Source organism: Proteus sp. G2300, assembly GCF_009915965.1.
GTDB classification, from domain to species: domain Bacteria; phylum Pseudomonadota; class Gammaproteobacteria; order Enterobacterales; family Enterobacteriaceae; genus Proteus; species Proteus vulgaris.
Map to the genome: position 1 here is coordinate 39,794 of NZ_JAABNK010000021.1, position 12,090 is coordinate 51,883.

Consider the following 12,090-nt stretch of genomic DNA (forward strand, 5'->3'; position numbering starts at 1 on the left):
TGTTATATAATCTAGTATAATTAGCAAGTTATTGTTAAAGATTAATTATATTAATTTGTCATAGATCCAGTCAGCACTTTTTTGTAACGCGAGCTCTAGCCCTTTATAAAGCGGTTTTTCATTAATTGCTAGAATATCGCCATCCATAGAAGAACGTGCAATTAACTGTGAATCCTCTTTAGGACTCATTTCATCGCCTTTCCAGTAAACGCCCATCATAGGAACTGGAATTCGTCGTCCAATCAGTCCTTGGTTTTTCAGTGAATAACTGCTTAATGATAATCGAAGATTATTTTCATCAATATTCCATAAACCTAAACGACTCGCTAATACATCAAGATACATTACAGGAATTTTTTTTTGTAATTCGGCCTGGGTAAAGAAAGAATGGATTAACGGCCCTAAGGCGACAACACCTTTAATTAATTTTGGGTAAATATAAGCTAGACGTACAGCAATATTACCGCCAAAACGAAACCCCATCACACCAACACGAGTATGATCAACCCAAGGTACTTCAGAAAGTTGTTTTAGAACTTCGCCTTGTAACTGACAAGTATCTTCTGTCAATTTCTGTTTTATTGAATAACCAATTGAAGGCATATCTAGCGTTAACATCGCAATACCTTTAGGTGATAAATACTCCCTAAAGAAACTGACATAATCGCTTTGAAGACCATCTAACCCACCGCAAAATAACACCGTAGGGTAAGGGCCTCTACAGTCTTTAGGTAAATGTAGAAAACCAGTAGTCGTCCCTTTTCCTTCTAATTTAAATGTGAGTTTTTTCACCTCAAAAGAAGAAAATTTTGTTGCATTCTCAAAGGCTTTCATCGATAAAGTAACGGCTTGATCGGCTAAAAAATCACCATTAATAAAAGGATACGCCGCAATACTATATAAATGCGCAGCCCGTAACCAGCAATCAGCAGCCGCATCTCCAGATTCTTTTCGTAATGCTTTTTGTTGCCAAATCATAGCTTGATGTGACCATTCATATGACCAGCCACCTTTACGATACCCCACAACGGTGTCAATAAATTTATCATCACTTCGAGGGGCATCATGTATTGCAATTCGGCTTAAAACTTCTTCTATTTCAATAGGTGAAATACCACGCCAGATCCAAAGTAAACGCTGAATAGTACGATACCAATTTTGCTGACTTGTGCCATTAAGCACAGTAGACGTATTGATATTCGATTTTGGATGAGTGTACTGAATTAATGTTGAGGTTTCAGCATGTTTTGCTCTGGGTTTAAATAGCGTTTCAGAAAGGTTTGTATTGTTTACCATATCACTCTTCAAATCAGTCGATATCGAATAAAGGGGCTAAGAAGTCTGGCTTTATCATAGCATGAAATCAATATGAACAGAGGGTATCACGAAGGTAATCGCACGAAGGCCTAATTCGAGGAAAGAATAAAAACATAAAAAAATCCCCGCCAAGGCGAGGATTTTTATTAAAACAGCTCAATAAATACCACCAAATTATTTTTGATCGCAAACGGGCGGAATAAAGACAACGCCCATATCCCAAGGCTGTTCAATCCAAGTATTCTGTGGGATATCAACCACGAAATCATCCACTAATGGACGCCCTTCGGGTTTTGCAAAGATAGTCACAAAGTGGGCTTTAGGATACATATCGCGGATAACTTTCGCCGTACCACCTGTATCAACTAAATCGTCAACAACGATAAAGCCTTCACCATCACCTTCTGCTTTTTTTAAGATTTTGAGGTCACGCTGATGATCATGGTCATAGCTAGAAATGCAGACTGTATCCACATGACGGATACCTAATTCACGAGCAAGTAATGCAGCAGGGACTAATCCCCCACGGCTGACAGCAATAATGCCTGTCCACTGTTCGACTGGTAATAAACGTTGCGCCAATTGACGGGCATGTATTTGCAACATATCCCACGTTACAACATATTTTTCGCTCATAATATTGTGATCCTAGCTACTTGAATGCGAGAGAAGCTTTTTTTGCGGAAAAAAAGGTTGCGCGAGATTATAGTGATTTGAGCGCCTAAAAACCAGAGAAAACGTGAAAAGAGGTGAGATTATCCTCATTTTTTTCTGTATTACTTTTTTATGATTAAAAAATGAACCATATAAAAAATGAATGCAAATAAAGATCTAATTTCTTAGATAGAGAGATGAATAGAATGACGCATTCATCAGAAGAAAGTGATATTCTCGATTACATTGGCGTATAACGCTCAGAATAATAAAGCTAACCCTTAAAAAAGCGGTAGGCTATTAATAACACAGATGCTGTTAGAGGAGATCCATCGTGTCTGAACTATCTACTCTATCCCCACAACCATTATGGGATATTTTTGCAAAAATTTGTTCGATTCCACATCCATCACATCATGAAGAAGCCTTAGCTTCCCACATTCTTTCATGGGCAAGTGAAAAAGGTCTTTTTGCCGAGCGCGATGCTGTCGGCAATATTTTAATTCGCAAGCCTGCGACTAAAGGCATGGAAGATCGTAAAACCGTTGTTTTACAAGCACACTTAGATATGGTGCCACAAAAAAACAACGATACAGTTCATGACTTCACTAAAGATCCAATTCAACCTTATATTGACGGTGAATGGATCAAAGCAAAAGGCACAACATTAGGTGCTGATAACGGTGTTGGTATGGCATCCGCATTAGCTGTTTTAGCTGACGATACCGTAAAACATGGTCCATTAGAAGTACTGTTAACCATGACAGAAGAAACAGGCATGGACGGTGCTTTTGGTTTACAACCAGGCTGGTTACAAGCTGATATTCTTATCAACACAGACTCTGAAGAAGAAGGTGAAATCTACATGGGCTGTGCGGGTGGTATTGATGTTAAAACCACGGTAAGCCTTTCTTATGAAGCAATTCCAGCAGGCCATGTTGTTAAGCAACTAGTACTGAAAGGATTAAATGGTGGTCACTCAGGTGGTGATATCCATTTAGGTTTAGGTAATGCAAATAAATTATTAGCACGTTTCTTAGCAGGTCACGCAGAAGAATTATCACTGAAATTAATTGATTTCCACGGTGGTACACTGCGTAATGCTATTCCTCGTGAAGCAAACATTGTTTTTGCAATTCCAGCGGATAAAGCAGGCCAGCTAGACGCAGTAAAAGCGAAATTTGAAGCTCTGTTAAAAACAGAATTAGCTATTGCTGAAAAAAATCTGAAAATTGAATTAATTGATACAACAACAGATAAAAAAGTTTTCACAGCAGATTGTCAAGAACGCTTAATCAACCTACTTAATGCTATGCCAAATGGTGTTATTCGTATGAGTGACGATGTTGAAGGTGTTGTTGAAACTTCATTAAACGTAGGTGTTGTTAGCATTGTTGACGATAAAGTAGAGATCCTGTGCTTAATTCGTTCTCTGATTGATAGCGGTAAAACTTATGTTGTTAGCATGCTGACAGCATTGGCAAAACTGGCTAAAGCGGATATCGAAACCAAAGGCGGTTACCCAGGTTGGAAACCCGATGCAGACTCTCCAGTAATGCATTTAGTTCGCGATACTTATCAACAGTTGTTTGATAAAGTACCAAATATCATGGTTATCCATGCGGGCCTTGAGTGTGGTCTATTTAAAAAACCTTACCCAGATATGGATATGGTTTCTATTGGGCCAACAATCCGGGGTGCTCACTCCCCAGACGAACGCGTTCACATTAAAAGTGTCGGTCAATACTGGCAGTTATTAACAGCAATTTTAAAAGCGATCCCTGCTAAATAATCTTGCTTTAAACATCATAATGAAACCCGCTTAATTGGCGGGTTTTTCGTGGCTAAAACCATCACAAAAAAATAATTTATTTTCCTACTCACACTCAATTTTCCTTAAATATCATAATTTATTCCTCATATAACCAATAAATTTAACAGTTATTCCATCATGGAATAAAAAACAAAGCTTAATAAATTTAATATATGGAATGATAATTATTATCATTAGTATTAATGTTTATTGAGTGATATTTTCATGCCTTCCGGATTTCAAATGAAAAAATAAAAATTCAAAAGGTTCTATTGTGTCTAACAAAAATTGTATTACTAATGTCTTTCTTGCCTTACCTTTAAGTTTACTCTCGGTTCAAATTCATGCGACAGTTAATCAAAATGTGTCTGAAAAGATAATTGTCACCGCAACTCCATCACAAGATCCACAAGCCCCTGTTTCGGGGTTTCTCGCCACAAAGACACTCTCAGCAAATAAATTACCTACTGAAATTGAAAAAACACCACAATCCATTACGGTTATTACTCGTGATCAAATGGATGCTCAAGATGTAAGTTCTGTTTCACAAGCCTTACGTTATACACCTGGGGTTTTCACTGAATATAGAGGTAGCTCTAACCGTAATGATGAAGTTTTTATTCGTGGGTACAGTTATGCACCACGTTTTCTAGATGGTTTAAGTTATGGAATGGGCGCTTCATCATCGACGGGGGCACTTGATCCATGGTTATTAGAACGCGTTGAAGTTGTTAAAGGGCCAGCGTCTGTTCTTTATGGTCAAGTAAATCCTGGTGGCCTTGTTGCAATGACTAGCAAAAGACCCACGGCAACATCTATTCGCCATATTCAAGTGCGAGCAGGCAATGATCAATTGGCTGAAACTGCATTCGACTTTTCAGGTGCTTTAAGTGATGACAATCGTATTCTTTATCGCCTAAATGGTATTGCCAAAACACAACACACTCAAATAAAAAACTATAAAGAAGAGCGTTTTGCCCTTGCTCCAGTGATTACTTTTTTACCTAATGAACAAACACGCTTAACATTATTAAGTTTTATTCAACAAGAGCCTGAAGCTGGTTATCGTAACTTTTTACCTGCTTATGGTACTGTGAAAAAAACACCTGAAGGCATTATTCCTTTTGATTTCGACGTAAACAACCCTGATTATCACCAATCGTGGCGTCAACAATATGGTATAGGCTATGAATTCGAACATGAATTTAGTGACTCACTCAAAATCGTACAAAATGCTCGTTATAATCATATTAATCAGAAATATAAATACCTTGTTTTCGGTTCATTAAGAAAAGACAATCCTTATGTACTTGAACGCAGGGCTCAACAAGAACAACGTGAAACAGAAACTTTAGGAATAGACACTCGCTTACAAGTCGATTTCACTACCGCAAAAATCGATCATACTGTGATTGCGGGTATTGATTATCAATGGAGTAAAGATCAAGATAATTTACGTCGTGCGATGGGCTCGGAATACGATCTTGATTGGCGTGATCCTAATTATAGCTATCCAATTAATATGACCTTACAAAAGCCTGCAACCAATCAGTTACAAAAACGGGATCAGATTGGGGTGTATCTACAAGATCAGCTCCAATGGCAAAATTGGATATTACTGGCAGGTTTACGCCAAGACTGGGCGCAAGTACGAACTCATGACTTCTTAGCAACCTCATATGATCAGCAAGATGATCATAAATTAACGGGTCGTGCTGGTCTTTTATATGCTTTTGATAATGGTATTTCATCTTATATAAGTTATAGCACCTCTTTTGAACCTAATTTACAAACGCGTAGAGCACCAGGTGCACCACCATTTGATCCAAGTGAAGGACGCCAATTAGAAGCGGGAATTAAATATTTCACCCCTAATCAACAAACATTAGCAACGCTCTCTGTTTATCAATTACAACAGCGTAATGTGACTAACTATAATGCCGAAAAAGCCTATTTTGAACCCGTGGGTGAAATTAGAAGCCGGGGTGTTGAAGCTCAAATTAATAGCCAATTAACTGACAATATTTCATTAATTAGTAGCTATGCTTATACCGATACCGAAGTAAGAAAAACCATTATTACGGGAACACAAGGGAAAGAATTACCAAGAGTTCCTAAGCACATGGCCTCATTTTGGGGTCAATATGATGTAATCTCTGGGTTACTTAATGGTGCTAAAGCGGGCTTTGGTGTGAGATATGTGGGTGTATCTCAAGGTGATACTAAAAATACAGTCAGTGTACCTGCGGTAACGTTGTATGACGCAATGGTAGGCTATTCTTTAGGAGAATTATCACCATCTTTAAAAGGAGCTGAAATTCAACTAAATATGAATAATATTGCGAATAAACATTATGTTGCCTCTTGTGCAGGTGATACTGCATGTTTTTATGGCATTGGTAGAACGATGACAGCAACGATGAATTATCGCTGGTAATGCTACATAAATTAACTATGCAGCAAATAAATACCCTAACCATAGCCAATCTGTTGATCGGCTATGGTTTTTTTAAATTCTTATAACGCTAAAAGAAGCTGTCGCTCTATTTGTGGATCTTGCAAAGTGACATGAAACCCGATTAACCGTACACCTCGCCCATTTCGGCGCTCATGCCATGCTTGATAGGCAATATTTATTAAATCGGCTTTTTCTAAGATAGGATGAGTATGCTCTTGTGTCGTTAATTGAAAATCATCAAATTTCAGCTTAACGCCTTGCCTTGCTATCCTTAGATCAGGTTTAACTTTTGTGAGACGTTTTTCTAATTCGTTATACAACCCATCAAGTAATACTAAGCAGTCATCCCATGAATTAATATCTGTCGCAAAAGTACGCTCAACACCTACCGATTTTCTCAGTCTATCCGGGTTTATTTGACGAGCATCAATACCATGACTACGTTCCCATAAATTTTGACCAAACTTTCCAAGTGCTTTAACCAGAGAAATAACATCCGTACGACGAATATCTGCACAGGTTTCTAATCCCATGTCTTGTAAACGTGCAAACGTCACCTTTCCTACACCGGGTATTTTGTTGAGTGGTAATTTTAGAATAAAATCATCGACTTGTTCTGGTGTAATAACATATTGTCCGTTTGGTTTATTGATATCAGATGCAATTTTGGCAAGAAATTTAATTGGTGCAATACCCGCTGATGCCGTGAGATTAAGTTCGTCAACAATCTGTTGGCGAATTTCTTGGGCTATCAACGTTGCAGAGCCATGACAGTGCTTACTTTCCGAAACATCAAGATATGCTTCATCAAGTGAAAGAGGCTCAATAAGATCAGTATAACGAGAAAATATATGGCGAATTTTTGCTGAGGTTTCTTTATAGAGTGCCATTCTGCCGGGCAAGACTTTTAAATGAGGACATAGTTTCAATGCTGTGGCCGTTGACATAGCACTACGTACACCAAAGCGACGTGCGAGATAATTCGCGGTGCAGATAACGCCTCGGCTAGAAGCATTTCCACCAACCGCAATTGGGATCTCTTTTAGTGCTGGATTATCACGCATTTCAATCGCCGCATAAAAACAATCCATATCAACATGAATAATTTTACGCATACAATCACCTCACCTCATTTACTGTTTAAATATACAGTAAGTAAATATTAACTGCAATTTTTATTCGTTCTCATATCCCTAGATGTAGGTGTATTTCTCATAAAAGTCTGAATTAGTCTGTTTATTTATAGAATTGTCACAAAGTGATGCTAGATTGTTTTTGCTTGTTGATTAATTACATTTACTTTAATGATTGTTTTGTAACTATATATAAAACAAGGAAATTATTTTTCATGATCAAATTATTTATTGCTATTTCTCTCTTTTTTTATTCTGTAATTCTTATGGCATCCCCTAAAATTATCGCACATCGTGGTGGCACCGCTGATGCACCAGAAAATACTGAAGTTGCTATAAAAACAGCACTCTCTAATCAAGCTGACGCAATTTGGATCACGGTTCAATTATCGAAAGATAACGTTCCTGTACTTTACCGCCCTAGTGATTTAAAAAGCTTAACTAATGGACAAGGTGCTGTTTCTGAATTTACTGCACAACAACTTAAACAATGGGATGCAGGCTATAAATTTGGAGAAACACAGCAATTTCCTTATCGAAACAAAGGGGTTACTATTCCCACCTTAGATGAAATCCTAACTCAATTTCCTACTACTCAATTTTATCTTGATTTAAAATCGCCAGATGCTGATCCCGCAGTTCAAGGCGAAGCATTGGCCTCTGTTCTCAGTAAACATAATGCACTTGATAGAACTCGAGTTTATTCCACTAACACAGCCTTTCTTGAAGCACTACCTACCAATGTAGAGCGTTTTGAAAGTCGTGATATCACTCGTGATATCCTTGCAAATATAACGATGAGTCACATTTGTTTATTACCTGAAAATTTAGATATTACTCGTTGGTATGGACTTGAATTACATCGAAAAGTAGAGGTTGTTGAAAAATATACTTTAGGCGAGGCACGTTCGGCTTCAATTCTTAGTTGGGATAAAGATGCAATGTCATGTTTTCGTGCTGGTGGCAATGCTCATATTGTTCTTTTTGGTATCAACACCGAAAAAGATTATATTCAGGCTACTGAATTAGGCGCTGATGCAGTTATGGTCGATTCTCCAGCTAAAATGAAAGCATTTAGAAAAGAGTAAATAAGTCGATTTAGGCATTCACTTTTATCTTCACTTCATTCTCTTCTACACTTAATCATGTTATCTGATGGAAATAAGTAAGGAGGAATAAAATGTTAAACAATAAAATTTCGGGTGATTGGAATTTATTCAAAGGAAAAGTAAAAGAAAAATGGGGAAAAATCACCCATGATGAACTTGATGTTATCGAAGGCACTCGAGAGCAATTGATTGGTAAACTTCAAGAGCATTATGACTATTCCTACGAAGAAGCCAAAAAAGAAGTTTTAGAGTGGGAGGGACAAAACCCTTATCCATGGAAGTGATCCTTTGACAAAAAGTTTTGTTTTTTATGATCTTACTTTAGTTCTATTAAAATTTTTTTAGAATGAAATAAAAAAGAGTGATGGCAACTAAAATCCATCACTCTTTTTTTATCGAAAAATATTTCTTATTGTTAAAGAATTCGATTCTTTTTTAGTAGCTCTTCTCGTGCGGACTCTTTTGCCATACGTTTTTTACGTGCATCACATGGCTCAGGGCAATCGCACTCTTTTTCTATCCCCATAGCTCCTAAACCACCGCAACTACCTTGAAGGCTCTTACGCTTTACAATATATCCTAACGCCATTCCAAAGAAGGCAATTAAGAATAAGATGAAGGCAAAAAGAAATATTTTTAACATAACCTTCTCTCCTTAAATTCTATTTTTTTAAGAATGGGGCGAATGCTTTACTATAGCGCTCTTCAAACCCATTTTCAGTTTTCACTATCATAAAGACAGGAATATTTAGTTCATTTGCTACGTCTAACCCTTTTTCAGGTCCTAAAACATTCAATCCAGTAGAAAGACCATCAGCACTCATGCAAGTGGGTACAATCACAGTAATAGAAACAAGGTTATGTTTAATAGGATGACCTGTGGTTGGGTCAATAGTATGAGAAAAACGGACACCATTTTCCTCAAAATAGTTACGGTAATCACCTGAAGTTGCAATTGAATTGTCACCAGGTTCAATAATTAACTGTACACTCTGTTTTGTACCATCATTAGCTGGTTTCTCAATCGCTATACGCCAAAGTTTGTCATTACCATTCACACCTTGAGTTCTTACTTCACCACCAATATCAACCATATAGTTAGTGATATTCTGTGACATTAAATACTCAGCTACAGCATCAACACCATAGCCTTTAGCAATAGAAGAGAGATCAACATAAAGTTCAGGGATCTTCTTGATCAGAGTATTACCTTCAACTGCAAGGTAATCAATACCAATCCACTGTTTACGTTTTGCTAATTCCTCTTCAGAGGGTTGGTGAGTAAATCGACCTTCAGGGCCAAAACCCCATAAATTCACTAAAGGCCCAACAGTCACATCTAAAGCACCATCCGTTATTTTATTAATACGAATAGCTTCACTCACTACTTTAGCAGTAGCGGGTGAAACGGGGAATGGGGTATTAATTTCACGACTTTGATTGAAACGACTTAATTCAGAATGAGGGCGATATGTTGACATTTGATCGTTAACCTCTTCAAGTATACGATCAATTTCTGTTTGTAAGACGTTTTGTGGAGGTGAATTACTATCAGGGACGTATTTAATCGAGTAATAAGTTCCCATGGTTTCGCCTTCTAATACCTGCTGTTTTTCACCACATGCAGACAATAGAATTAACGCAGACAGCATCACTATCCAATTTATCATCTTTCTTTTTAACATAACTCTCTCTTCTGATCATGAGCGCCCACATAAGTGGGCGCTTGTCATTTCATTCATTTATGCTTATTGGAAGTTAGGATCAACCACCAAAGTCATCCAGCATAATGTTCTCATCTTCAACGCCTAAGTCTTTGAGCATTTTAATAACAGCTGCGTTCATTACTGGCGGTCCACACATATAAAATTCACAGTCTTCTGGTGCTGGGTGATTTTTGAGGTAATTCTCAAACAACACATTGTGAATAAATCCGGTATATCCCGTCCAGTTATCTTCAGGTAAGGCATCTGAAAGTGCGACATTCCAGGTGAAGTTTTCGTTTTCTTTTGCAAGCATATCGAAATCTTCAGTGTAGAACATTTCACGTACAGAACGAGCACCATACCAGAAGCTAATTTTACGTTTAGTATGTAAACGTTTTAGCTGATCAAAAATATGTGAGCGCATTGGTGCCATACCGGCCCCCCCACCAATAAAGATCATCTCAGCATCTGTTTCTTTCGCAAAGAACTCACCAAATGGCCCTGAAATTGTCACCTTATCACCTGGTTTTAATGACCAAATATAGGATGACATAATACCTGGTGGCACATCAGGATTACGTGGTGGTGGTGTTGCAATACGCACGTTTAACATGATGATGCCATGCTCTTCAGGGTAGTTTGCCATTGAATAAGCACGTACTGTTGTTTCCTTTACATCAGAAACGTAGCGGAACAAATTAAATTTATCCCAGTCTTCACGATACTCTTCAGGGACATCAAAATCTTCATAACGTACAGTATGAGGAGGACATTCAATCTGAATAAATCCACCAGCACGGAAAGGCACAACTTCACCTTCAGGAATTTTTAACACTAATTCTTTAATGAAAGTTGCTTTGTTATCGTTTGAGATAACTTCACATTCCCATTTCTTAACACCGAAGATTTCTTCAGGTAATTCTAATTTCAGGTTGTTTTTTACGTTAACCTGACAGGCTAAACGACAACCTTCTTTAGCTTCTCGCTTGTTAATATGCGAAAGTTCTGTTGGCAGAATATCACCACCACCTTCGAGTACTTTAACGCGACACTGACCACAAGAGCCACCGCCACCACAAGCGGATGAAATAAAAATACCTTCGTTTGACAATACGTTTAGTAATTTATCACCTGCTGGTGCATTAAAGCTTTTGTCTGGGTCTCCATTGACCTCAACTGAAATATCCCCTGTATTGACCAGTTTTGATTTTGCAAACAAAATCAAAGCCGTTAACACCAATACAATCAGGGTAAACATCACGACACCTAGAATAATTATATCCATGAGTTCTTCTCACCCTTTATAGCTGAACACCAGAGAAGGACATGAAACCTAATGCCATCAACCCTGTGGTGACAAAAGTAACGCCTAATCCTTTCATACCTGCCGGTACATCCGCGTACTTCATTTTCTCACGGATAGAAGCCAACAATACGATGGCTAACATCCAACCAACGCCAGAACCGAAACCATAAACAATAGACTCACTAAAGTTATAGTCACGTTGTGCCATAAATGACACACCACCGAAGATGGCGCAGTTAACGGTAATAAGAGGCAAGAAGATCCCTAATGCATTATAAAGTGCAGGGAAATAACGGTCTAAAATCATCTCTAGGATTTGTACTAGTGCCGCTATCACACCAATGAAAGTGATAAAGTTTAAGAAACTTAAATCTACACCTTCCATTAAAGCATTATCACGTAACACATAGTTATAAACTAAGTTATTCAGAGGTACAGAAAGGCCTAGAACAACTGTAACAGCGATACCTAATCCAAATGCTGTTTTTACGTTTTTAGATACAGCGAGGAAAGTACACATCCCTAAGAAGAATGCGAGCGCCATATTCTCAATAAAAACAGCACGAACAAACAGGCTTATATAATGTTCCATGG

11 protein-coding genes are annotated in these 12,090 nt (G+C 37.8%); 4 read left to right on the forward strand and 7 right to left on the reverse strand.

Annotated features, from left to right (window positions below; all coding sequences use genetic code 11):
• Positions 1 to 45 precede the first annotated feature (45 nt).
• Both frsA and gpt read right to left on the reverse strand, forming a co-directional pair.
• Complete coding sequence (gene frsA, locus GWI97_RS10155) at positions 46 to 1,296, reverse strand: esterase FrsA (RefSeq protein WP_036932594.1); 1,251 nt, start codon at positions 1,294 to 1,296, stop codon at positions 46 to 48.
• 195 nt (positions 1,297 to 1,491) lie between these two features.
• Entirely contained in the window at positions 1,492 to 1,953 is a 462-nt protein-coding gene (gene gpt, locus GWI97_RS10160) for a xanthine phosphoribosyltransferase (protein WP_036932595.1), read from the reverse strand.
• Between the two features lie 352 nt (positions 1,954 to 2,305).
• Between gpt and pepD the strand changes: the two genes are divergently transcribed.
• On the forward strand, positions 2,306 to 3,763 hold the full coding sequence (gene pepD / locus GWI97_RS10165; RefSeq protein ID WP_161751945.1) for a beta-Ala-His dipeptidase: 1,458 nt from the start codon (positions 2,306 to 2,308) through the stop codon (positions 3,761 to 3,763).
• 295 nt (positions 3,764 to 4,058) lie between these two features.
• Positions 4,059 to 6,221 (forward strand): TonB-dependent siderophore receptor, encoded by a 2,163-nt coding sequence (locus GWI97_RS10170; RefSeq protein WP_161751946.1) that lies wholly within the window; start codon positions 4,059 to 4,061, stop codon positions 6,219 to 6,221.
• Positions 6,222 to 6,301: 80 nt separating this feature from the next.
• Here GWI97_RS10170 and dinB read toward each other — a convergent pair whose 3' ends face one another.
• On the reverse strand, positions 6,302 to 7,357 hold the full coding sequence (gene dinB, locus GWI97_RS10175) for a DNA polymerase IV (RefSeq protein ID WP_036932598.1): 1,056 nt from the start codon (positions 7,355 to 7,357) through the stop codon (positions 6,302 to 6,304).
• A 233-nt stretch (positions 7,358 to 7,590) separates the two neighbouring features.
• Between dinB and GWI97_RS10180 the strand changes: the two genes are divergently transcribed.
• Both GWI97_RS10180 and GWI97_RS10185 read left to right on the forward strand, forming a co-directional pair.
• On the forward strand, positions 7,591 to 8,463 hold the full coding sequence (locus tag GWI97_RS10180) for a glycerophosphodiester phosphodiesterase family protein (RefSeq protein WP_036932599.1): 873 nt from the start codon (positions 7,591 to 7,593) through the stop codon (positions 8,461 to 8,463).
• Positions 8,464 to 8,555: 92 nt separating this feature from the next.
• Complete coding sequence (locus GWI97_RS10185) at positions 8,556 to 8,768, forward strand: CsbD family protein (protein ID WP_036932600.1); 213 nt, start codon at positions 8,556 to 8,558, stop codon at positions 8,766 to 8,768.
• Between the two features lie 131 nt (positions 8,769 to 8,899).
• On the opposite strand, the gene nqrM is transcribed toward GWI97_RS10185, so the two are convergent.
• The 4 genes from nqrM to nqrE form a co-directional block, all read right to left on the reverse strand.
• Positions 8,900 to 9,127 carry a (Na+)-NQR maturation NqrM gene (gene nqrM, locus GWI97_RS10190; RefSeq protein WP_036932601.1) on the reverse strand — a complete coding sequence of 76 codons (228 nt, stop codon included), beginning with the start codon at positions 9,125 to 9,127 and terminating at the stop codon, positions 8,900 to 8,902.
• A gap of 19 nt (positions 9,128 to 9,146) precedes the next feature.
• The gene (locus GWI97_RS10195) at positions 9,147 to 10,169 is read right to left on the reverse strand and encodes an FAD:protein FMN transferase (RefSeq protein ID WP_036932602.1); all 1,023 of its coding nucleotides are present in this window, start codon (positions 10,167 to 10,169) and stop codon (positions 9,147 to 9,149) included.
• Positions 10,170 to 10,248: 79 nt separating this feature from the next.
• Positions 10,249 to 11,475 carry an NADH:ubiquinone reductase (Na(+)-transporting) subunit F gene (nqrF, locus tag GWI97_RS10200; protein ID WP_036932603.1) on the reverse strand — a complete coding sequence of 409 codons (1,227 nt, stop codon included), beginning with the start codon at positions 11,473 to 11,475 and terminating at the stop codon, positions 10,249 to 10,251.
• Between the two features lie 16 nt (positions 11,476 to 11,491).
• The gene (gene nqrE, locus GWI97_RS10205) at positions 11,492 to 12,088 is read right to left on the reverse strand and encodes an NADH:ubiquinone reductase (Na(+)-transporting) subunit E (RefSeq protein WP_036932604.1); all 597 of its coding nucleotides are present in this window, start codon (positions 12,086 to 12,088) and stop codon (positions 11,492 to 11,494) included.
• Positions 12,089 to 12,090 lie beyond the last annotated feature (2 nt).

Bases quoted from the DNA above. Each gene is read 5' to 3' on its own strand.
- GWI97_RS10185 (WP_036932600.1), top strand. From the start codon at position 8,556: ATGTTAAACAATAAAATTTCGGGTGATTGGAATTTATTCAAAGGAAAA.
- dinB (WP_036932598.1), bottom strand. From the start codon at position 7,357: ATGCGTAAAATTATTCATGTTGATATGGATTGTTTTTATGCGGCGATT.
- GWI97_RS10180 (WP_036932599.1), top strand. From the start codon at position 7,591: ATGATCAAATTATTTATTGCTATTTCTCTCTTTTTTTATTCTGTAATT.
- nqrM (WP_036932601.1), bottom strand. From the start codon at position 9,127: ATGTTAAAAATATTTCTTTTTGCCTTCATCTTATTCTTAATTGCCTTC.
- frsA (WP_036932594.1), bottom strand. From the start codon at position 1,296: ATGGTAAACAATACAAACCTTTCTGAAACGCTATTTAAACCCAGAGCA.
- nqrE (WP_036932604.1), bottom strand. From the start codon at position 12,088: ATGGAACATTATATAAGCCTGTTTGTTCGTGCTGTTTTTATTGAGAAT.
- nqrF (WP_036932603.1), bottom strand. From the start codon at position 11,475: ATGGATATAATTATTCTAGGTGTCGTGATGTTTACCCTGATTGTATTG.
- GWI97_RS10195 (WP_036932602.1), bottom strand. From the start codon at position 10,169: ATGTTAAAAAGAAAGATGATAAATTGGATAGTGATGCTGTCTGCGTTA.
- gpt (WP_036932595.1), bottom strand. From the start codon at position 1,953: ATGAGCGAAAAATATGTTGTAACGTGGGATATGTTGCAAATACATGCC.